Source organism: Mesorhizobium sp. M1342, from assembly GCF_040317955.1.
Lineage (GTDB): Bacteria > Pseudomonadota > Alphaproteobacteria > Rhizobiales > Rhizobiaceae > Mesorhizobium.
On the sequence record NZ_JAMYLI010000033.1, the window covers coordinates 1 to 22,050 of the forward strand.

17 protein-coding genes are annotated in these 22,050 nt (G+C 61.9%); 8 read left to right on the top strand and 9 right to left on the bottom strand.

The annotated features are described in order from the left end of the window. Positions 1-48 precede the first annotated feature (48 nt). A complete protein-coding gene (dcd, locus tag NKH06_RS27010) occupies positions 49-618 on the top strand; it encodes a dCTP deaminase (RefSeq protein ID WP_352441030.1) in 570 nt (189 codons plus the stop codon). A 334-nt stretch (positions 619-952) separates the two neighbouring features. On the opposite strand, the gene NKH06_RS27015 is transcribed toward dcd, so the two are convergent. Both NKH06_RS27015 and NKH06_RS27020 read right to left on the bottom strand, forming a co-directional pair. Then, positions 953-1,675, bottom strand: coding sequence for a hypothetical protein (locus tag NKH06_RS27015; protein ID WP_352441031.1), 723 nt, complete (start codon positions 1,673-1,675; stop codon positions 953-955). A 482-nt stretch (positions 1,676-2,157) separates the two neighbouring features. Next, entirely contained in the window at positions 2,158-3,534 is a 1,377-nt protein-coding gene (locus NKH06_RS27020; protein WP_352441032.1) for an MFS transporter, read from the bottom strand. 352 nt (positions 3,535-3,886) lie between these two features. On the opposite strand from NKH06_RS27020, the gene NKH06_RS27025 reads away from it, so the two are divergent. Then, positions 3,887-6,031, top strand: coding sequence for a TonB-dependent siderophore receptor (locus NKH06_RS27025; protein ID WP_352441033.1), 2,145 nt, complete (start codon positions 3,887-3,889; stop codon positions 6,029-6,031). Between the two features lie 84 nt (positions 6,032-6,115). Here the strand turns inward: NKH06_RS27025 and NKH06_RS27030 are convergent, their stop codons facing one another. Then, positions 6,116-10,906, bottom strand: a complete 4,791-nt coding sequence (locus NKH06_RS27030; protein WP_352894677.1) for an NAD-glutamate dehydrogenase — start codon at positions 10,904-10,906, stop codon at positions 6,116-6,118. Between the two features lie 135 nt (positions 10,907-11,041). Between NKH06_RS27030 and NKH06_RS27035 the strand changes: the two genes are divergently transcribed. Next, complete coding sequence (locus tag NKH06_RS27035) at positions 11,042-11,605, top strand: peroxidase-related enzyme (protein ID WP_352441035.1); 564 nt, start codon at positions 11,042-11,044, stop codon at positions 11,603-11,605. 136 nt (positions 11,606-11,741) lie between these two features. Continuing rightward, the gene (locus NKH06_RS27040) at positions 11,742-12,065 is read left to right on the top strand and encodes a YciI family protein (RefSeq protein ID WP_023811729.1); all 324 of its coding nucleotides are present in this window, start codon (positions 11,742-11,744) and stop codon (positions 12,063-12,065) included. A gap of 4 nt (positions 12,066-12,069) precedes the next feature. Here NKH06_RS27040 and NKH06_RS27045 read toward each other — a convergent pair whose 3' ends face one another. Further along, a complete protein-coding gene (locus tag NKH06_RS27045) occupies positions 12,070-12,684 on the bottom strand; it encodes a LysE family translocator (RefSeq protein ID WP_128304079.1) in 615 nt (204 codons plus the stop codon). Between the two features lie 394 nt (positions 12,685-13,078). On the opposite strand from NKH06_RS27045, the gene NKH06_RS27050 reads away from it, so the two are divergent. After that, positions 13,079-13,705, top strand: a complete 627-nt coding sequence (locus NKH06_RS27050) for a DUF1062 domain-containing protein (RefSeq protein WP_128304080.1) — start codon at positions 13,079-13,081, stop codon at positions 13,703-13,705. Positions 13,706-13,767: 62 nt separating this feature from the next. Here NKH06_RS27050 and typA read toward each other — a convergent pair whose 3' ends face one another. Continuing rightward, positions 13,768-15,597, bottom strand: coding sequence for a translational GTPase TypA (gene typA / locus NKH06_RS27055; RefSeq protein ID WP_128304081.1), 1,830 nt, complete (start codon positions 15,595-15,597; stop codon positions 13,768-13,770). 197 nt (positions 15,598-15,794) lie between these two features. On the opposite strand from typA, the gene NKH06_RS27060 reads away from it, so the two are divergent. Beyond that, positions 15,795-16,076: a hypothetical protein gene (locus NKH06_RS27060; protein WP_245486184.1), complete on the top strand. Its 282-nt coding sequence runs from the start codon at positions 15,795-15,797 to the stop codon at positions 16,074-16,076. An 85-nt stretch (positions 16,077-16,161) separates the two neighbouring features. Here the strand turns inward: NKH06_RS27060 and NKH06_RS27065 are convergent, their stop codons facing one another. Both NKH06_RS27065 and NKH06_RS27070 read right to left on the bottom strand, forming a co-directional pair. Further along, the gene (locus NKH06_RS27065; protein WP_352676978.1) at positions 16,162-17,736 is read right to left on the bottom strand and encodes an alkaline phosphatase D family protein; all 1,575 of its coding nucleotides are present in this window, start codon (positions 17,734-17,736) and stop codon (positions 16,162-16,164) included. Between the two features lie 180 nt (positions 17,737-17,916). Then, positions 17,917-19,200, bottom strand: coding sequence for an MFS transporter (locus NKH06_RS27070; protein ID WP_352676976.1), 1,284 nt, complete (start codon positions 19,198-19,200; stop codon positions 17,917-17,919). A gap of 72 nt (positions 19,201-19,272) precedes the next feature. On the opposite strand from NKH06_RS27070, the gene NKH06_RS27075 reads away from it, so the two are divergent. After that, positions 19,273-19,890 (top strand): TetR/AcrR family transcriptional regulator, encoded by a 618-nt coding sequence (locus tag NKH06_RS27075; protein ID WP_023811722.1) that lies wholly within the window; start codon positions 19,273-19,275, stop codon positions 19,888-19,890. Between the two features lie 45 nt (positions 19,891-19,935). Then, positions 19,936-20,529, top strand: coding sequence for a hypothetical protein (locus NKH06_RS27080; protein ID WP_023811721.1), 594 nt, complete (start codon positions 19,936-19,938; stop codon positions 20,527-20,529). 320 nt (positions 20,530-20,849) lie between these two features. On the opposite strand, the gene ppa is transcribed toward NKH06_RS27080, so the two are convergent. Both ppa and NKH06_RS27090 read right to left on the bottom strand, forming a co-directional pair. Further along, on the bottom strand, positions 20,850-21,383 hold the full coding sequence (gene ppa / locus NKH06_RS27085) for an inorganic diphosphatase (RefSeq protein WP_013528997.1): 534 nt from the start codon (positions 21,381-21,383) through the stop codon (positions 20,850-20,852). 113 nt (positions 21,384-21,496) lie between these two features. Further along, entirely contained in the window at positions 21,497-22,003 is a 507-nt protein-coding gene (locus NKH06_RS27090; RefSeq protein ID WP_023811720.1) for a GNAT family N-acetyltransferase, read from the bottom strand. Positions 22,004-22,050 lie beyond the last annotated feature (47 nt).

The window sequence follows — 22,050 nt, forward strand, 5'->3', positions numbered from 1 at the left end:
CCCCCCCCCCCCCCCCCCCCCCCCCCCCACCCCCCCCCCCCCCCCCCAATGATACTTACCGACAGAGAGATTCAAATCGCAATCAGCACAGAGGCGATACGAATAGAGCCCGTCCCCGATCTATCATATTACAGCTCAACCAGTCTTGACCTTACGCTCGGTGACCTACTTACCGTTTTTAAAGACCCAAAGATAGGCTTAGGTATTTGCATCGACCCTTCGGAGAAGGGCTATAATCACGAAGAGGTGATGGTCGAAACAACCAGCCCGATCAAGATTGATCCCGAAGCTGGCTACGAATTTAAACCTGGCCAGATGGTCCTAGCTTGGACTCGTGAGGTTGTTGAGCTGAAAATTCATTCTCGGATTGCAGCGAGAGTGGAAGGAAAGAGTTCGCTGGCCAGATTGGGGATCGGCATCCACCTGACAGCCCCGACCATACATGCTGGCTTCGCCGGTCAGATTAGACTTGAGATGGTGAATCACAACAAGCTTCCGGTGCGGTTGCGCATTGGAATGAAGATTTGCCAGTTGATTTTTGAGCAGACGCTTGGCACCCCCACAAAGGGCTACGAAGGCCGGTTTGCCGGCCAAAAGGCTGACGCGAAAAAAGGATAACCCAAGGTACTTTCGAAAACTTGGAAGCGGTCATACCTTGCGCACGGAGGGACCGGGGATGGTAATCAAATGTCGCCGCAATGGCGCTTATTCTGGAGTCGGCTCCGGGTCTGTTGACGGCGTTGTAAGGGGCTATCAGGGCGGCACGGTTGATATCGCCTTTTCGACAGGCGGCCTCTATCGAGGTACGACGTGGCGTGTGGAAATTTCCCAAATGTCATTTGAAGACGTAGCTAAGGCTATGGTCCTCGCAAATCCAGCTTATGCGATACGAGCCTTCGGTGCCGCGCTCGCATCATTCGACAGCGCTACCCAGCCGTAGGGGAATGGCCAATCAAACCTTATCCCACATGGCGGCGATGAACTGACAAGCGTTCTCCATGTTGCCGATCATCGCCTTGGTGTTCTTCGGCGCCTTGTGAATTTCCCCGGTCTGCACGTCTACCGACCAACAAAGATCGAATAAGGGCTGCCGATTGCCCGCAAGGTTCGCACCAACTTGCATCAGTACAAGGGTGGCAACAAAGCGTCCCATCTGGTCCCGCTTCGATTTTGCCTTATCTGTTTCGTCCTCGTCCGGCTTCGTGAGACGAAAAAGCGCAGCGCCAATGCACTCAACGCCTTTCACTGGACAGTGAATGAGAACATCGCAATTTACCGAAACGCCCACACCACCAATAGCCAGCATTGGTTGTTTCGGCGGAGACGGAACGAAATCGAATCCCTTTAGCAAATTCACCATTTTGCCGAAGGATTCCATAACGTCCAACGACTTGGATGCGTCCTCCCGACTCCATGCAGACAATGAGGCATCGGAGGCCTTCTGTTCAAAAGAGCCGAAGGCCGCAGCCAAAATCTGCTTCCCCTTGATAGGGTCACACATAGAAGCGGCAATAGCCGCTCTCACGTCAGAGTATCGAAGGGCTACCGCGCCTCTCTTCTCTTTCGCGCGCTTAATAATTCCCATTCGGCCCGTGTCGCCACTCACCATAAATCGCGCTAATTCATTTGCTGAGATGCGAGGCTCGGCATGATATTTTATATGGGAGCTTGCCATGGACGATGACTTCTTCGTTGCGACTCGAATCGATGAACATAGGAGTCTGTGCATCTCATCTATATCAAAGAAGACGTACCTAGAAGTCGGCGCCGAGTTTTTCCCCAGCGACCGTGGATACTTCATTTGCGAACACGACGATCGACAACCATCTGCTGGATTGTCTGTGCTTGCCAAAGTCGCGTCATTGGAAGCCGCCTACCGACTTGTGGACCTTTGGCAATCGATTACTCAACCTGCTCGTGAGACAGTGACCGGTCACTAAGATTTCTTTGGCTTGTCTTCTTTCGTCGGCGTGGCCTTCACCACCTTCTTCAAGACGCGGTCAAAGGCTTCCTCGAAGGCGGCGGCTTCATCGTGGAAGTAGGGACGGGGCGGACATGACTTATTCTCGGAACGGGGCTCTAACGTTCCCAAAAAATACCCCTGCGGAATAGGTCTGTTAAATATATAATCGCCCGGGAGATGGAAGAACGCTGCAGCTATTCGCTTGGCCGGTCCGCCGGATAGGGCGTCTTGACCAGGATCGCCATGCCGATGCCCAGGAACAGCACGATCACCGCCATGCCGAGCCGCGCCGAGCCGCTGGCCAGGGTGACCGACGCGACCATGAACGGCGCCAGGAAACCGGTCGCCCGCCCGGCCAGCGCATAAATGCCGAAATAGCGGCCGGATTCTGCCGCCGTGACGCTGCGCGCCATATAGGATCGCGACGACGCCTGCACCGGCCCGAAAGCCACGCCGATCAACAGGCCGAAGAAGATGTAGGCCTTTTCCGCTGCCGTGCCGAACAGGCCGCCGCTGTCCGGTCCAGGCATCATCCAGAGGCCGAACAACGTATAGCCCGGCCCAGTCGAGACGATGCCGATCGTGGCGATGCTGAGCAGGACCAGCGAGATCATGACGATGGTTTTTGAGCCAAGCGCCGTGTCGAGACGGGCTGCGACCAGGCAGCCGAAGATGGCGACGACGTTGAGAATGATGCCGAAAATACCGATCTCGGTGATCGACCAGTGGAACATCGCAGCGGCGAAAGTGCCGCCCAACGCCAGCAACGCGTTGACGCCGTCCTGATAGATCATGCGGGCGACCAGGAAGCGGAAGATACCGCTGCGCTTACGCACCTCGCCCAATGTCACTTTCAGCTCCGCCAACCCCTCTCGGACAGCCGGACCGATCGGCAGGCCCTTGATGGCGTCGGGGGTGAAAAAGAACATCGGCAGGATGAACAGGAAGTACCAGCCGGCTGACAAAGGCCCGGTTGCGCGCGCGTCCTCGCCGAGCTTCGGGTCGAGCCCGAACAGCGGGTCGATGCCGATGATCGTCTTGCCGGTCTCCGGCGAACCGGCCAGGCAGGCGACGACGAAGATCAGCGCGATCATGCCGCCGAGATAGCCAAGGCCCCAGGCCATGTTGGAGATCCTGCCGATCTCGCTCTTCGGCACCAGGCGCGGCATCATCGAGTCGTTGAACACCGTCGAAAACTCCGCCGCGACCGACGCCAGGGAGAAGAAGAACACGACCAGGAAAAGGTTCGAACCGGGGGCCGCGAACCAAAGCAGGCAAAGGCAGGTGATCTTGACCGCGGCAAAGAATGCGATCCAAGGCTTGCGCGGTCCGGTCTGGTCGGCGATCGAGCCGAGGATGGGCGACAGCACTGCAATGACAAGGCCGGCCGCGGCAATGCCGTAGCCCCAGGCCGCTTGCCCGGTTTCCGGATCGCTCGCCATCCGCGACACGAAATAAGGCCCGAAGATGAAGGTGGTGACGACGGTGAAGAACGGCTGCGCCGCCCAGTCGAACAACATCCATCCCCAGATGCCGCGCCCGGACGCACGCTGCACTGTCTCTACCGTCATGATGATCCCCCGGCACCGGTTCCGTGTCGGGCGCCATGTCTGCATGTTTCATGCGCTCATGCAATGAACGAAGCTTGGTGCCGTCCCTTGCCCCTGCCCGGGGTTCATTGTTGGAAAACCCAGCAATTGGCTTTCGTCCGCGGCGCGGGCCAAGCCCTTATTTTTTCTCGTGAGGGAAGTCGGACCGAAGGTCCGGCACCGTCCTCCACCCCCTGCTTCGCAGCGATTGCCGCCGTCGCGAATTTCTTGATTATTAAGTTGACTCTTTTTATCCGGTTTGACTAATTGCGCTCGCGTAGGGCCGGAAAGTCACCGGTCGAACGGCTCGATATTGGTCTGACAGGAATAAGAGATGACGATTGGTCGACAGGCATTGTTGCGCACTCAGGCAAGGCGATTGATTGCGAGCAGTGCCTTGATAGCGGCATCTTTTGGAGCGATGGGGGCCGGCCGGGCCCAGGAGGTTTCGCCGGACGATGCAACTCAACTGGAAACGATCGTCGTTACCGGCAAGTCGGACCGCGTTGTCGGGCCCGATCAAACGATCGTCGCCGAGGATACGGCGACCGGCACCAAGACCGATACGCCCATCGTCGACGTTCCCGCCTCGGTTTCAGTTGTAACCCAGAAGGAACTGGAGGCACGCCATGTCGAAAGCCTCCAGCAGGCCGTGGCCTACACATCCAGCGTCCTCACCGACGAGTTCGGCAACGATGACCGATACGACTATATTCGTATCCGCGGTTTCGACCAGACATCGCTCGGTACTTATCGCGATGGCCTCACGGCGCGCATCCCCGCTTGGTTCACGGCCAGCCGTCTCGAGCCTTACGGACTTCAGCGCGTGGAGGTCCTGAAGGGATCGACATCGACGCTTTTTGGTCTCAACGGCCCTGGCGGACTGGTCAATGCCATCACCAAGCGGCCGCTGGACCAGAAGCAGGGGGAGATTTACACGTCCTATGGCGACGGTACCAAGGAGGTTGGCGTTGATTTTGGCGGACCGATCGACCCCGATGGCGTGTGGACCTATCGGCTCACCGGGCTGGCCAAGGATGGCGATCAAGGATGGGACTATTCCAACGACGATCGGCTTTACATCGCGCCCGCGTTGACCATCAAGCCCGAGGAAGGAACGTCGCTCACCATCCTGACTGACTATTACAAGCGAGACGGGACAGGAGCACGCGGCACCCCGGCTGGCGGCAATATCGACGTCGGCACATTCCTGGGCGAGCCGGATTTCAACCGCTTCAACACGGAGCAGGTCGATATCGGCTACCAGTTCGAGCACGAGTTCAACGAGAACCTCACCTTCCGCTCCAATGCCCGCTACACGCATTTGAGCCTCGACTACGCCGAGGTCTACGGCGCGTCGCTTGACCCCACGGCGGATCGCACGGCATTTTCCGTCGATGGCGTGTCCAACCGCTATGCCTTCGACAATCAGTTGCAATACGATACGGGCTGGCACGGGATCGACAGCAAGACGCTTGTCGGCGTCGACTACGCCAATGACAACACCCGCGAAAACATCCTCTTCGGTACCGCCGGTCCCATCGACATCAACAATCCGACCTATTGCGGTCTGTCCTGCATCAATCTCGGCCCCTACGTGAACTGGCGGGTCAAGCAACAGGCGGTCGGTGTCTATGCCCAGGAGCAATTGACGTTTGACGACCGCTGGATCGTCACCCTGGGCGGGCGCTGGGACCGCGTGCATACGACGGCGGACTATCTCGACTCGGGAACGCAGGACGACGACACGGCATCCGCCTTCACCAAGCGCGCCGGCCTGACCTACAAATTCACCCCGAACCTCGCGGTCTACGCCAACTATTCGGAAAGCTTCCAGCCGCTCGTGGCGCCAAGCGCCAACGGATATGCGGTCTCGGGTTCGCTGAAGCCTCAAGAGGGCAAGCAGTATGAGGCAGGCATCAAGTACAAGCCCGACGGCTTCGACGGCCTGTTCACGGCCGCGGTCTTCGACCTTACCCAAACCAATGTTCCAACCTATGTCACGCCTGTTGTCCAGCAGCAGATCGGCAAGGTCGGCGTCCGCGGCATCGAACTCGAGGGCAAGGCTGCCATCGCGGAAAACCTGAACCTGACGCTTGCCTATTCCTACTGGGATGCCGAGATCCTGGAAGACGGCATTGGCGGTAATGCCGGCAATCGGCCGCAGCGTGTTCCTCGCCACCTGGCGTCGGCCTGGGTTGATTATACGCTTCCCGAGGAAGGACGGCGTGGCGACCTGACCATCGGCGGTGGCGTGCGCTATATCGGGCAAACCTACGGGGATGACGCGAACACGACTTCGATTGGCGGCTACGCACTGGTGGATGCGGCGATCAGCTACAAGATGACCAAGGACGTGACGTTGGCCCTGAACGCAACGAACCTGTTCGACCGGAAGTATTTGACAACCAGCTATTACGGAACCGAATTTTACGGCGACCGGCTGAAAATCGTCGGCACGCTCAAACATTCCTGGTGAGCTTTTTGAACGCAGGTTTCGAAGCGGATGGCATTCGAAAAGAGCCACACGCATCCGGTGATGCGTGTGGTGATCGTCGGCGGTTCACATCCCCGTCAGATCGCTCATCAGCCCCGACGCCACCGACAGCCGCGACACGGTGATGTCGCCGCCCTCGGTCAGTGCCTGCAGCCGCTCGCGGATGCGCGCCACCCGCTCGCCGCCGGCGTCCAGCCAGGCAACCACCGGATCGGCCGTCTTGGCGTGGCCGGTGAGTGCCGCCACCGCGATGCCGCGCCGTGCCGCGCCGATCGTGTCGGTGGCGCGCGACAGCGCCAGTTGATCATAGTAGTCCGAAGGCGTGATCGAGCGTGCGGCGTCCTCGACACGCGGGATGCGGAAGGCATCGCTGACGGCGAAGAACGCCTTGGCCGCGGCGACGATATCGGCGCCGGCGGTGCGCGCCGTCAGCGCGATGTCGGGGATAAGTTCCGCCACCTCGCTGAGCGCCAGTTGCCCGGCCAGCCCTTCCGGCGCGCCGCTCTTGAACAGCCCGTGCCGCTTCTCCTCGATGCGCTCGCGCGAGAAAGCCGGCAGCAGCGAAACGAGCTTGGGTTCCAGCGCCTTGCGTGCGTCCTGCAGCGCGGCGATGCGCTGGCCAAGCGGTGCCGTGCCGGCATCGTTCTTCAGATACCAGCCGCTGGTCACATAGATCAGCCGGCTGACCATCTGATAGAGATCGAGCTGCACCTGGCCGTCGATCTGGTTGTCGAGCGCATCGATCTCGCGATAGAGCGCCGGCAGTGCAAAACCGTCGCGCACCAAGGCGAAGGTCCGCACCACGTCAGCGGCGGTGCGCCCCGTGGCTTCCTGCAGCCGGTTGACGAAGGATGGGCCGCCGCGATTGACCAGATCGTTGGCGACGACGCGCGTGATGATCTCGCGGCGCAGCCGGTGGCCATGGATCTCAGTGGCGTATTGCTTCGCCATCCGGTCCGGGAAGTAGCCCATCAGGTCGCGATCGAAATGCGCGTCATCAGGCACGTCGCTGGCGACGATGTCGGAAAACAGCACGATCTTGGCATAGGCGAGCAGCACGCCAAGTTCGGCCCTGGTCAGCGGTTCGCCACGTGCTTCGCGCTCGGCGAGCGCTGACGGCGACGGCAGCGTCTCCACAGCGCGGTCGAGCAGGCCACGCGCCTCCAGCGCCGTCATGAACCGGCTCTGATGCGCGATGTCGGCGAGGCCGCGCTTGCGGGCGATCGAAAGCGCCAGCGTCTGCTGGTAGTTGTTGGACAGCACCAGCGAGCCGACCTCGTCGGTCATCTCGGCCAGCAGCTTGTTGCGTGCCGGGCGCGTCAACGACCCCTTGCGCATGGCGGACGCCAGCGCGATCTTGATGTTGACCTCGACGTCGGAACAGTTGACGCCGCCCGAATTGTCGATGGCGTCGGAATTGCAGCGGCCGCCATTTAGGCCGAACTCGATGCGCGCCCGCTGCGTGACGCCGAGATTGGCGCCCTCGCCGATCACCTTGGCGCGCACGTCGAGCGCGGTGATGCGAATGGCATCGTTGGCGCGGTCGCCGACCTCGGCATTGGTCTCGGTCGATGCCCGCAAATAGGTGCCGATGCCGCCGAACCACAGGAGATCGACCGGCGCCTTGAGGATGGCGGTCATGATCTCGCCCGGCGTGGCGGTGGTCTTGGCCAGGCCGATCGCCGCCGCCGCCGCCGCCGGCAAGGTGATCGACTTCTGGTTGCGCGAGACGATGATGCCGCCTTCCGACAGTTTCGTCTTGTCATAGTCCTGCCAGCTCGAACGCGGCAGCGCGAACATGCGCTCGCGCTCGGCCATCGAGGCTGCCATGTCGGGATCGGGGTCGATGAAGATATCGCGATGGTCGAAGGCGGCGATCAGCCGGGTTTTCGGCGACAAAAGCATGCCGTTGCCGAACACGTCGCCCGACATGTCGCCGACACCGACGACGGTGAAGGACGAGGTCTGGATATCGCGGTTGATCTCGCGGAAATGCCGCTTGACCGCTTCCCAGGCGCCCTTGGCGGTGATGCCCATCTTCTTGTGGTCGTAGCCGGCCGAGCCGCCGCTGGCGAAGGCGTCGTCGAGCCAGAAGCCGTGCTTCTCCGAGATCGCGTTGGCGGTGTCGGAGAAAGTCGCCGTGCCCTTGTCGGCGGCAACCACGAAATACGGATCGTCCTGGTCGCGTCTGATGACGCCGGCTGGCGGGATGACACCGTCGAGCCCGATATTGTCGGTGATCGACAGCAGGCTGGAGACGAAGTTCTTGTAGGCCGAGGTGCCGGCCGCAAAGATGGCGTCGCGGCCGGCGCCCATCGGCAGCTTCTTGGGATAGAAGCCGCCCTTGGCGCCGACCGGCACGATGACGGCATTCTTGACCTGCTGTGCCTTGACCAGGCCAAGCACCTCGGTGCGATAGTCCTGGGCGCGGTCCGACCAGCGCAGACCGCCGCGCGCCACCGGACCGAAGCGCAGATGCAGACCTTCGACCTCGGAACCGTAGACGAAGATCTCCCGCCACGGTCGCGGCGCCGGCAAGCCCTCGACCGCGTGCGAATCGAGCTTGATCGCCAGCGACTGGCCCTTTTCTTTCGTATCGGCAACGAAATGATTGGTGCGCAGCGAGGCTTCGATCAGATTGAGATAGCGCCGAATGATGGTGTCGTCGTCGATGTTGGGAACGTCTTCCAGCGCATCCTTGATCTTGGCCTTGAGGTGCTTTGCCGCCACCACGCCTTCTGTCTCGGCCGTTGGGCCAAGCCGGGCGATGAACAGCGCATGCAGGCCGCGCGCGATGTCGGGATAGCGGTTGAGCGCAGCGGCGATGAAATCCTGGCTTTGCGGAATGCCCACCTGTTGCAGATAGCGGCCATAGGCGCGCAGGATGGTGATCTCGCCAGACCACAGGCCGGCGGTCTGGGCGAGGCCGTTATAGCCGTCATTGTCGACGTCGCCGCGCCAGACGGAGAGGAATGCGTCCTCGAACAGCGCGCCGCCATCGGTCAGGTCGATCGGCTTGCCGTAGCTGTTCTCCAGTTCCATGTCATGAATGAAGACCAAGCTGGACTGGTCATCGCCGACCTCGAAGGTGCGTTCGCTGATGACGCGGAAGCCGATGTTTTCCAGCACCGGCACCCGGCGCGACAGCGCCACGGGACTGCCGTGGTGATAGATCTTCAGCGCCGCCTGGTGCGGCTTCTGCTCGGCGTGGCGATAATAGTCGATGGCGATCGGATTATCGGCGCTGATTTTGGCAATGCGCCGAGCATCGGCCAGCGCCACCGCCGCGCTAAACGAATCGCGGTAGCTTTCCGGCAGCCGCGCGGCGATCGCCTTCAAAGCCTGGTCGCCGCCACTGGCCTCGGCCGCATCGGAAAGGGCGTCCTCCCAGGTACGCACGATGTCGCGGATCGCCGCCTCAATCGTCGCTTGTTCGACCTTCGGCGTCTTGCCGCCGGAGCGGCCGATGATGAAGTGCACGCGCGCCAGCCCGCCCTCGGGGAAGGCCGGGTAATAGGCCGACAGCCGGCCTTCGAATACGGTTTTCAGATACGAGCCGATCTTCTCGCGCACGACGCTGTCGTAACGGTCGCGCGGCACGAAGACGAGGATCGAGACGAAACGGTCGAACTGGTCGGCGCGTACCAGCGCCCGCACGCGCGGCCGCTCGACCAGGCCAAGAATGGCTGCGGCGTGCTTCCTCAGCACCGGCACCGGCACCTGGAACAATTCGTCGCGCGGATAGCTTTCCAGAACATTGATCAGCGCCTTGCCGGAGTGATCGTGCCGGTCGAAGCCGGACTTGGCGATGATGGTTTCGGCCTTGGACCTGAGATACGGGATCTTCATCACCGAGCGCGTGTAGGCGGTCGAGGTGAACAGGCCGACGATGCGCAATTCGCCCGCGAGTGTGCCCTTGGCGGTGTAGGTCTTGACGCCGATATAGTCGAGATAGATGCGGCGGTGCACGGAAGACTTGGCATTGGCCTTGGTGACGATCAAGGGCTCCGGCCCATGCAGGAAGGCGCGGATCTCCGGCGTCGTCGTCACCGCTTCGGTGCCGCGCCTGAGCACCAGCACGTCGGGGTCGGACAGGATGCCGAGGCCAGGCTTTTCAGCGCGCTCCAGCGTGCCGCTTTCCTCGCCGCCGGTGTATTTGAACTCGCGCATGCCAAGGAAGGTGAAATTGTCGTCGCGCAGCCACTCCAGGAAGGCGAGGGCCTCGGCAACGCTCTTCTTGTCGAGCGGCACGGCCGTATAGCGGAATTCCGAGATCGCCTGATCGAGGCGGGCCAGCATCGGCCTCCAGTCGTGAACGGCGGCATGAACCTGGCCAAGGATCTTGCGCAGCCGCTCGCTCAATCCGCTCGCCTGCTCGGATGTCAGCCGCGGGATGTGGACATGGATGACGCTCAGCCGGTCGTGGCTGCCATCGTCCTTGGCGAAATTGCCGTCGCCGAGGATTTCTTCCACGCCGCCCTTGCCGTGGCGCACCACGATAACCGGATGAGTGACCAGGGTCGGTTCGCCCGATGTCTCGGTGATCTCGCCGAGGATGGAATCGAACAGGAACGGCATGTTGTCGTTGACGACTGTGACAACCGTCATCGGGCGGCCGTCTCGCACAACGCCCGAATCGGCATCGACGGCGACGACGCACTCGCCTTTCCTGTGAGTGGCGACTGCCTGGCCGGCGAGATCGGCGGCACGTTCCAGGTCGGCCACATCGTAGGGAGCAATGTCTTCAGCCGGCGCGCGGGCGAGCAGATAGTCCGCAAGCCTGGCTGGCATTTCCTCCGCTCTAATCGCTGCCGTGGCTTTTTTCTTCGGCTTGCTCGCGGATTTCACGCTGGCCATGACGCAATTCCCTCCCGTCAATGCTTTTACGACTATGGTAGCAGATGACCGCTGTTTGGCGACAAAGGTTTGACGGCTTGCCAAGAATTATCGGAATTTGGCGACAAGATGCCGCGCAACGAGGAGAAATGACCCATGACCGGCAAAATCACCGCGCTTGACCTTGGCCAGGCAGAGCTGAGCGACGCGACAAAAGCCTATTTCGCCAAATGCGAGGAGAAGCTCGGCCTCGTCCCCAACGTGCTCAAGGCCTACGCCTTCGACGACAAGAAGCTGCGCGCTTTCACCGACATGTACAACGATTTGATGCTGGGTGATTCCGGCCTCTCGAAGCTGGAGCGCGAGATGATCGCGGTCGTCGTCTCCTCGATCAATCATTGCTACTATTGCCTGACCGCGCATGGCGCGGCGGTACGTCAGCTGTCCGGCGACCCGGCGCTCGGCGAAATGATGGTGATGAATTCCCGCGCCGCCGATCTTTCGCCCAAGCAGACCGCAATGCTCGAATTCGCCGTCAAGCTGACGGAAGAACCGGCTAAGATCGTCGAGGCCGATCGGGCCACCCTTCGCAAGGCCGGCTTCACCGACCGTGACATCTGGGACATCGCCTCGACATCAGCCTTCTTCAACATGTCGAACCGGGTGGCTGCGGCAATCGATATGCGGCCGAACGACGAATACCACGCCATGGCACGGTGAGGCGCGGCAGCTGGGCCAGGTCGAGCGTTATATTAGCAGTTTCGCATTCTCGTTGCTTGTTTGCCGGTTTGGTCCGATGATCGGCAGGCGGCATGACCGCATGCCGGTTCGATGCCGCTCACCAAGGGAGGAGAACATGGCGAAGTATCTCTACGTCTATCATGGCTCGGGCAAGATGCCGACCGACGAGGCCGAGCGGAAAGCCGCAATGGACGCCTGGAACGGCTGGTACGGCAAGCTCGGCTCGGCCGTGGTCGACGGCGGCAATCCGGTCGGCATGTCGAAGATGGTGCTGCCCGGCGGCAAGGTCGAGAACAATGGCGGCAGCAATCCGACCGCGGGCTACACGATCGTCGAAGCGAAAGACATCGACGAAGCCGTCGCCAAGGCCAAGGATTGCCCGATCCTGATGGATCCGGGTTTCAGCGTCGAAATCGCGCCGATCATTGAAATGATGTGACGGGTTAGGACCGCGCCGCGATCGCGGCCGCCGCGCCGGCCATCGTCGTCGCGCTGACACGGTTGGCGATCTTCATGGCGCGCTTGCTTTTCAAAAGCTTGCGCGCCTGTGATGCAGCGAGCACCCAGGCGAGATCGATGGCGACCAGCACCACGGCCATGGTCGCCGTCAGCTCGACCCAGCCGACAATGCTGACCGAAGCGAGGTCGATGATGGTCGGCAGCAGCGCCAGGTAGAACATCATGATCTTGGGATTGCCGAGCGTCACCGCCATGCCGGCAAAGAACAGCTTTGCCGGAGAATCCTCGCGCGGCATCTCGCCCTCTTTCGCGTCGACAGGGGCGGTCCACATCTTCCAGGCGAGATAAGCGAGATAGGCAACGCCGACCCATTTCACCACGACGAAGGCGAAATGGAAGGTCTGCGCCACGACAGCCAGGCCGAACACCGCCAGCGACAGCCAGATGCCCTCGCCGATCCACATGGCGAGCAGGAACGGGAACACGTCGCGAAATCCTTTCGAGATGACGCGGGCGACAAGCGCCGCGATCGATGGCCCGGGCGAGCCCGCGGCAACGAACAGAGCGGCGGCGAAGATGAGCAGCGAGGTGAGGTGCATAACCGGGTCTCTGGTTGAAAACCTTCGATTTCGGATATTAGCGCAAGTGGCTCGGCTGCGGTAGCACCGACAAAAGACCCTTGTCGGTCCAGCATCTCGCGGCTAGAAAGGCCGCCGCGAAACAATTTCGAGCTTCACTTTGCCTACGTAACCGCCGGTCTCGCCAACTCCCCCGACACAAGCATGACACCGCGTTCGCGGTGTCTGTTTTCGTTTTCCATGTGTTCTTCTGGGCGGCGGTTCGAGACCGGTTTGGCACTGCTGAACCGCGTCGCGCGGCTTTTGCCCGTGACACCCGATTTCCAAAAACCGCAGCTTCTCGCCACGCCGTGCCCGCATGGGCATCTCGACATCGCCGGCCTGATGAACTTCCCGACGGGAAGGGCTTATCGGCATGTCTGGACCACTGCGTATCCATTGGACGATCGCACCCAAAACCCCACCTCGGCCGCTCATCAACTGCAATCGCTGCGGCACTGTGAAGGCCTATTGCAGCAGCGGGAAATTCCGCGTCAACGCCAATGGCAAACGCATCGACGTGTGGCTGATCTATCGCTGCATCGACTGCGACAACTCCTGGAATTTCGGCATTTTCGAGCGCTGCAACCGCCGCGACATCGACCCGGCGCTGCTGGCGGCACTCGAAAGCAACGATCCTGCACTCGCTCATCGTCATGCCTTCGATGTAATCGCGTTGCGCAACCGGATCGGGCGCGTCGAGGAGTTCTCCGATGTCAGCGTTCACAAGCGCAGGCTCGGCGACACCAGGGAAGCCGCGACCGTGTTGGAAATCCAGCTTGGGCTCGAAATGCCGACATCGCTGCGACTCGACCGGCTGCTCGCCGGCGAACTTGGCATCTCGCGATCACGGCTTCAGGCACTGGAGGAGAAGCGGCTGCTCATCGTTGACCCGGATGGAGCAAAGGCCCTGCGCAAGCCGGCCCGCGCGGGAATCGCGATCCGCATCGATCTGGCCGGCGAGACCGATCGGCAGGCCATCATCGCGGCTGCCGGTGAGTGAACGAAGAAGGGGCGGAACACTGGTTGCTCCGCCCCTCTCGATTGTTGGAAAATGTAGAGAGCTTACGCCGCGCCGACCGCCTTGGCCGACTTCTCGAAGCGCTTGCGCTCGTTCGGATCGAGATAGAGCTTGCGCAGACGGATCGTCTTCGGCGTCACCTCGACCAGCTCGTCGTCCTGGATCCAGGCCAGAGCCTTCTCCAGCGTCATGCGGATCGGCGGCGTCAGCTTCACGGCCTCATCCTTGCCGGCGGCGCGGATGTTGGTCAGCTTCTTGCCCTTGAGCACGTTCACTTCGAGATCGTTGTCTCTGGAGTGGATGCCGATGATCATGCCCTGATAGACCTTGACGCCGGGATCGATGACCATCGGACCGCGGTCTTCCAGGTTCCACATGGCGTAGGCCACCGCCTCGCCCTGCTCGTTGGAAATCAGCACGCCATTGGTGCGGCCCGGCAATTCGCCCTTGTAGGGCTCATAGGCATGGAAAAGCCGGTTCATCACGGCGGTGCCGCGCGTGTCGGTCAACAGTTCCGACTGATAGCCGATCAGGCCACGGGTCGGCGCGTGGAAGACGATGCGTTGGCGGTTGCCGCCGGATGGGCGCAGTTCGACCATCTCGGCCTTGCGCTCGGACATCTTCTGCACGACGACGCCGGCATGCTCCTCGTCGACGTCGATGACGACTTCTTCGACCGGCTCGAGCAGGTCGCCATTCTCGGCCTTCTGCATGACGACGCGCGGACGCGACACGGCAATCTCGAAACCCTCGCGGCGCATCGTCTCGATCAGCACGGCCAGTTGCAATTCGCCGCGGCCGGAGACGAAGAACGAATCCTTGTCAGGCGATTCCTCGATCTTCAGCGCGACATTGCCTTCGGCTTCGCGCAGCAGGCGGTCGCGGATGACGCGGCTGGTCACCTTGTCGCCTTCGGTGCCGGCCAGCGGACTGTCGTTGACGAGGAACGACATGGTCACGGTCGGCGGATCTATCGGCTGCGCATGCAGCGGTTCGCTCACGCTCAGGTCGCAGAACGTGTCGGCGACGGTGCCCTTCGACAGGCCGGCAATGGCGACGATGTCGCCCGCCTGCGCTTCTTCGATCGGCTGGCGCTCGAGGCCGCGGAAGGCCAGTATCTTGGAAATACGGCCGGTTTCGATCTGGGTGCCGTCATGGTGCAGCACCTTGACCGGCTGGTTGGCCTTCAGCGTGCCGCTCTCGATGCGGCCGGTGATGATGCGGCCGAGGAACGGATTGGCTTCCAGGATGGTGCCGATCATGCGGAACGGGCCTGGATGAACGGTCGGCTCCGGCACATGCTTGATGACGAGGTCGAACAGCGGCGCCAGTTGCTGGTCCTTCGGTCCTTCCGGATTTTCCGAAACCCAGCCATCGCGGCCTGAACCGTACAGAATCGGGAAGTCGAGTTGCTCGTCGGTGGCGTCGAGCGCGGCGAAAAGATCGAACACCTCGTTGACCACCTCGACATGACGGGCGTCCGGACGGTCGATCTTGTTGATGACGACGATCGGCTTCAGGCCGACCTTGAGCGCCTTGCCGACGACGAACTTGGTTTGCGGCATCGGCCCTTCGGCTGCGTCGACCAGCACGATGGCTGAGTCCACCATCGACAGGATGCGTTCGACCTCACCGCCAAAATCGGCGTGGCCGGGGGTGTCGACGATGTTGATGCGGGTATCCTTCCAGTCGACCGAAGTCGCCTTGGCCAGGATGGTGATGCCGCGTTCCTTTTCGAGGTCGTTGGAATCCATGGCGCGCTCGGCGACGCGCTGATTGTCTCGGAAGGAGCCGGACTGCTTCAAAAGCTGGTCGACCAGGGTGGTCTTTCCATGGTCGACGTGCGCGATGATCGCGATATTACGGATTTTCATGTTCTGGTCTCGGAAGCGTTGCAGGCAGCAGGCCAAAAGGCGCTGCCTCTTTCGGTTGCGCGGCTCATACAGGGTTTTTCGCAGTTGCGAAAGAGGAGGAGCGTCACCAAATACTCATCAAATCTTAAGCATCTGCGTGTGAGATGATTTTGTTAACCAAGGCGGGAACCCTTTGGGGCCCGGGCAGTTCAAACGTCATGACCGATAAACTCAACCGATTCTGGCCGCTCATCGCGTCCGTTGCCTTCGCCGTCCTGCTGGCCGCCAACGCCGCGCAGTCGGCGGCGACGATGAAGGAATCACGGCCTGCCTTGCCGTCGGAGGCACAGTCGGCCGAGCAGATTTTCGCCGACGCACCAGACGGCGTCGACCCGATGGTGACCGGCCCGGTCAGCGCCGCTTTCAAGCAGCGGCAGGACACCGCCAACTGCGACAGCGCCATCTGGCCGAATATCCCCATGGTCTGCTACCCGGACTAGTCGGCGCTTCCCGCCCCGTCTTGCCAGCTTCGCTTTGCGAAGCCGCCGCGCCGACCCTCCCCACAAGGGGGAGGGGAAAGCGCGCTTATGCCGAGCGGACCGGGTCGAGCGTCACCTTGTAGAGTTCGTTGTCGTCGCGATCCATCAGCCGCACCGTCATCTGCTCGCTGGCGCCTGAGATATCGACCAGCCCGAAGAATTGCAGACCGGCCGAGGGCGGCAGGTTCTGTCCCTGTTCGGCGGTCGGCGCCTTGATGAACTTCAGCTCCGGACCGAACGTCATGTCGAAATCGTTGGGACCGAACGTGCCGGCATGGATCGGACCTGAGACGAATTCCCAGAACGGATTGAACTCCTGGAACTGCGCCTTGTCCGGGTTGTAATAATGCGCGGCCGTGTAATGCACGTCGGCGGTGAGCCAGACGGTGTTGCTGATGCCGGCATTCTTTATGAAGCGCAGCAGGTCGGCGATCTCGAGCTCGCGCCCTTTTGGCAAGCCATTGTCGCCATTGCTGACCGCCTCGGCGCCGACCTTCTTGGCGCCGTCGTCCCACACGATGAGGCCGAGCGGCATGTCGGCGGCGATGATTTTCCAGGTCGCCTTCGAATTCGCCAGTTCGCGCTTCAGCCATTTCGTCTGCTGTTCGCCGAGCATGCGCGATTGCGGCGTCATCTCATCCTGCATGTCGGGACCATTGGGGCCGCGATAGGAGCGCATGTCGAGGAAGAACACGTCGAGCAGCGGCCCATAAGCGATCTTGCGATAGACGCGGCCGGGCTCGGAAGGTTCGTAGCGGATCGTCGTCATCTCGTGGAAAGCCCGCGCCGCGCGGGCCGCCAGCACGTGGATGGATTTTTCCGTGTAGCGGCTGTCGGCGCTGAGATCCTTGGAATCCGACCAGTTGTTCAGCACTTCATGGTCGTCCCACTGGTAGAAAGTCGGGCAGATGGCGCTCAGGCCGAGCACGTTCCTGTCCATCATGTTGTATTTCCACTGGTCCCGGTATTCATCCAGCGTCTCGGCGACTTTGCGCTTGCCGTCGATCAGCACGACGTTCTTCCACTTGCCGCCGCCGGGCAGGTCGACCTCGTCCTTCATGGCGCCGTCGGCATAGATGGTGTCGCCCGAATGCAGGAAGAAGTCGGGCGTGTGCTTGCCGATCGTGGCGTAGGTCTTCATGCCGGTCTCGTCGATGCCCCAGCCCTGGCCGGCGGTGTCGCCGGACCAGGCAAAGCGGATGTCGCGCTTCGAGGCTGGCGCCGTCCTGAAACGGCCGGTGATCGGCTCCGAAACGGCGTTGATGTCGGCGAGATCGGCCGATGTCATGCGGTAGAAGATATCCTGATCGGAAGCGAGGTCGGTGAGCAGCCGCTTGACCGTGTAATCGCTGGCCGGCGACGTATCGAGCGGCGCCAGGCGTGTCGCATTGGCGAAATTCTCCGTTGACGACACTTCGAACATGACGCGCGACGGGCGATCGGTGCGCGTCCACACCATGCCGCTGGTTGCGTCGACATCGCCGGACTGAACGCCATGGGTGAAGGAAGGCCGCTGATTGGCACGCGAATAGTAGGGCAGCGCCAGGCTGGAAACGCCGGCCAGGCCAACGGCGCCGGCGGAAGTGACAAAAGCGCGGCGGGTCATCGAAAGCTTGTTCATGGCTGTCTCCTGGATGGCTTGAACGGTGCCACCAAAATCCAGCGTCAATGTTTCAGGCGCATATCGGGATGATGAAGGTTTTCTGACGATTAACAGGCGGGTGGGCGTTTGCGCGGACGGCAAAGCTGCCGATCTCCCCCACGAGGGGGGAGATTGCAGCTTGGCCGGTAGCGCCTCTCCCTAAGCCGCTTGCGGCTCCGGATCGAACGCCGGCTTGCTGGTGTTGATCAGCAGCGAGATACAGGCGGCGGCGATTGCCGTCATGCCGGCGATCAGGAACGCCAGTTCGTAATTGCCCTGCAACTCGCGCATGGTGCCGCCAAAGGCGGCGGCAGCGGCCGCACCGATCTGGTGCCCGGCGACGATCCAGCCGAACACGATCGGCCCGCTGCGGTCGCCGAACGCCTCGTTGGCGAGCCGCAGCGTCGGCGGCACGGTGGCGATCCAGTCGAGACCATAGAGCACAGCGAAGATGATCAAGCTGGTCGCCGAGAAGCCGGAATAGGGCAGATAGATCAGCGACAGGCCACGAATGCCATAATAGACGCCGAGCAGCTTACGCGGATCGAAGCGGTCGGTGAGCCAGCCCGACAACGTCGTGCCGATCAGGTCGAAAATGCCCATCATCGACAGCAGACCGGCGGCCTGCACTTCGCCGATGCCCATGTCGCCGCAGAACGCGATAAGATGCGTGCCGACCAGCCCGTTGGTGGTGAAGCCGCAGACGAAGAAGGTGGCGAACAGATACCAGAACACCCGCGTGCCGGCGGCACGGCGCAGCGTCGAGAACGTATGCGCAAGAAAATTGCCCTGTGACGCAGGCGGAGTGGGCGGCACGTCGTCAGCCTCGGCGCCGTAGCGCACCATGCCGATCGATGCCGGCCGCTCCGGCACCAGCAGCCAGACCAGCGGTATCAGGGCAGCGGTCGCGATCGCGACCGCGATGACAACCGGCTGCCAGCCGCCCGACTGCGCCAGAGCGGCGATCAGCGGCAGGAACACCAGCATGCCCGAGGCGCTGGAAGCCGACATCAATCCCATGACAAGGCCGCGATTGGTCTTGAACCAGCGGTTGACGATGGTCGCGCCGAGCACGCTGGCGACAGCGCCGGAACCAATGCCCGAGAACACGCCCCAAGTGATGAACAAATGCCACGGCTTGGTCATCAGCAAGCTGAGCGCCGTGGAGCCCGACATCACCACCAGCGAGGCCAGCAATGTGCGGCGCAGCCCGATGCGCTCCATCAGGGCCGCGGCAAATGGCCCCGTCAGGCCGTAAAGCAGGATGCCGACACCTGCGGCCAGCGAGATGATGTCGCGCCGCCAGCCGAAACTGGTCTCCAGCGGCAGCATCATGACAGAGGGAGCGGACCGCAGACCGGCCGCGACCAGCAGGCTAAGGAAGATGACGCCGACCACGACGAAAGCGTAGCGCTGGCCAAATGGGCGGGATTGAGCTATCATGTTACTGACCGGTACGTTGCAGGTGGAGTATGTATACGTACCGATCGGTAACATTGTCAATCGAGCCACACGATGCCAACGGACAAAAATATTGATCTGACCATCAGCGACGGTCATGCGTCGGCGCCGCCGAAAGCAGCCAAGAAGATCCTCGATGTGGCCTATGACCTGTTCTACCGGCGCGGCATCAGGGCGATAGGCGTCGACGAGATCGTCAAACGTGCCGGCGTCACCAAGCCCAGCCTCTATCGCAGCTTTCCGTCCAAGGATGAACTGGCCGCCTCCTATCTCAGGCAGTACGATCTTGAATATTGGGAGCGTTTCGACGAGGCGGTCGCCGCTCATCCCGGCGAGCCGCGCGCACAGATCAAGGCTTTTCTGACCCGCATCGGCAAGCGCACGCAAGTGGCGGATTATCGCGGCTGCGGCATGACCAATGCGGCGGTCGAATATCCCGACCACAGCCATCCGGCCCGCGTGGTCAGCGAGGCCAACAAGCAGGAACTGCGCCGCCGGCTGCGCGCCATGGCGGCCGCGATGGGCGCGCAAGACCCTGACACGCTCGGCGACGGCCTGCTGCTGCTGATCGAGGGCGCCTATATCAGCGGCCAGCTGTTCGGGCTCGGCGGCCCGGCCCAGGCGGTTGCCCGCAATGCCGACCTGCTGATTGAAGCGAGCTTGAAGAAATAGCGTTTGACGCTACGCTGCAGCGGCTTGCAACGGAGATTGACCGCCATGCGTGCCATTCTGATCCCGCTTGTTCTGGTCGGTCTCGGTCAGGCGGCGCAAGCCGACGGCATTTCCAGCGCCTACACCGATCTGGATTCGAAAACGGACTGCGTGACCTACGCGCAGGCAGAAGAAGGCGACGGCGACTGGGCCGAACTTGCCTGTTCGGGCTATCGCGGCTATCCCGTACTGATCGCCTATGACGACGCGCGTGAATCGCTGTTCTACGGCTTTCCGCCCGGCGGCGACATGACGACGGTCTGGGAAAGCTTTTCCGGCTTCAATTCGTCCGGAGCCAAGATCGAATGGCGCATCGAAACCAAGGGCGACACGGCAGTGCCCTATGCCGCCATCCATCGCCGCTCGATCAGCAATCCCGAGGACGAGAAAAAGCCGACCGAGGTGCTGCTCGTCGCCAAGGTCGGCCAGATGGACGCCCGCGACGGCTGCACCGTCGGCCTGGTGCTGGCCACGGGCAATCCCACCGCCAACGATCAGGCGCGCAAGCTTGCCGACGGCAAGGCACGGACCTTCGCCTGTGGCAAGGACAGGCGCACTGTCATCGGCAACGTGCCGGCTTTCGGCCGGGTGGATAACTAGATCAGTTGCTTAGCACGGAACTTCTGCCACATGCAGGTCGCACACGTTGGGATTGACCGAACGCCTTTGACTTCGTCATCCACGGGCGCAGCAAGGAGCGTAGCGACGCAGCGCAGACCCGAGGGTCCATGCCGCGACATCAACACCGCCGCAGCGGCGCAGAATTTTGTCCCGCCGCTCACGTCACCGAGCGTCACGGCATGGATACCAGGGTCTCCGCGACGCCGCTTCGCGGCTGCTCCGCCCTGGTATGACGAAGTCGCGGGGCCTCGCGAGGCCTAGGCCCTGCGAGGTTGATGCTCCGCAGAGCCTAAGCCCAGCTACTTGCTCGCCTTGGCCCGCTCGATCGCGTCGACGATCATCTTCTTGGCATATTTGGAATCGTGCCAGCCTTCGATCTTGACCCATTTGCCGGGCTCGAGATCCTTGTAGTGCTCGAAGAAGTGCTGCACCTGCTGGCGCGTGATGTCGGGCAGCTGGGTGTATTCGGTAACGTTCTCGTAGCGCAGCGTCAGTTTCGGCGACGGCACGGCGATGATCTTCTCATCCTGGCCGGCATTGTCTTCCATGATCAGCACGCCGATAGGCCTGACGTTGATGACGCAGCCCGGCACCAGGGCGCGCGTGTTGCAGACCAGCACGTCGATCGGATCGCCGTCGCCCGACAGCGTGTGCGGCACGAAGCCGTAATTGCCGGGGTAGCGCATCGAGGTGTGCAGGAAGCGGTCGACGAACAGCGTGCCGGCTTCCTTGTCCATCTCATACTTGATCGGCTCGCCGCCGATCGGCACCTCGATGATGACGTTGACGTCCTCAGGCGGGTTCTTTCCGCTGGCTATGGCTTCGATGCGCATGGCTTAAATCCCTCTCTCGATGGACGATCGATAGCGGGCGGCGCGTCATGGTGCAATGCGGCGAATGGTGCTGGCTGCGATCGGAAGAGGCGGGCGGCCGAAAAGCCGGGCTGTCATTCCCAGACGAAAGCGACCTTCTTGAGCGCCTTCTGCTCGAATATCTCGACGCCTTCCGCAACGTCGCGGCCGCCGGCGCCGGCATAGAAGGCAAGCGCGTTCTGGTTGTCCTCCAGCGCCCACACCACCATGCCTTTCAACCCGTGATCGGCCAGACGCGCCCTGGCTGCCGCGAACAGGCGGCTGCCGAGCCCGATGCCCTGATATTCCGGGCGCAGGTACAATTCGTAGATTTCGCCTTGCTGGCGCAATTCGCGGGCGCGGTTCTTGCCGATCGTCGCATAGCCGGCGATCTTGCCGCCGATCTCGACCACCAGGACGGTGGCGGCGCGGCGAATCGCATTCGCCCACCAGTCGGTGCCGCGGCGGTTGATCATCGATGTCAGGGTACGGTGCGGAATGATGCCGGAATAGGCGCCGCGCCAGGCCTCCAGATGCACCTCGGCGATGGCACTGGCATCGCGCGGGTCGGCTTTCCGGATGTCGATCGTCAGCGTATTCATGATTTGTTAACCATAAACCCGCATCGCCCGATTGCAAGAGTCCCGGC